This window comes from Candidatus Nanopusillus massiliensis (assembly GCF_920984865.1).
In genome coordinates this window covers 469,792-470,024 of sequence record NZ_OV100765.1, presented here as the reverse complement: position 1 = coordinate 470,024, position 233 = coordinate 469,792, and the positions used below count along the sequence as shown (strand labels likewise).

Sequence of the window (233 nt, the reverse complement as noted above, 5' to 3'; positions counted from 1 at the left end):
AATTATAGAAAATTANNNAGCATGTTTGGAAATGAACCAATATTTGTTGCTGTAAGATCATCTGCAACAGCAGAAGATTTGCCAAATGCTTCTTTTGCAGGTCAACAGGCTACGTATTTAAATGTACGAGGCTTAGATAAATTATTGGATGCTGTTAAAAAATGCTGGGCATCTTTATGGACAGCAAGAGCAATTATTTCTAGAGAAACTATGGGATTTGAGCAAACTAAAGT

General features: G+C 34.3%; 1 protein-coding gene (running past one end of the window). It reads left to right on the top strand.

Annotation, left to right across the window (positions count from 1 at the left end; translation table 11 throughout):
* Positions 1–233: part of a PEP/pyruvate-binding domain-containing protein coding region (locus tag LUA84_RS03345; RefSeq protein ID WP_305836296.1), annotated on the top strand (this coding region is incomplete at its 3' end). 126 nt of the annotated region lie to the left of the window's left edge; the window shows 233 of its 359 annotated nt.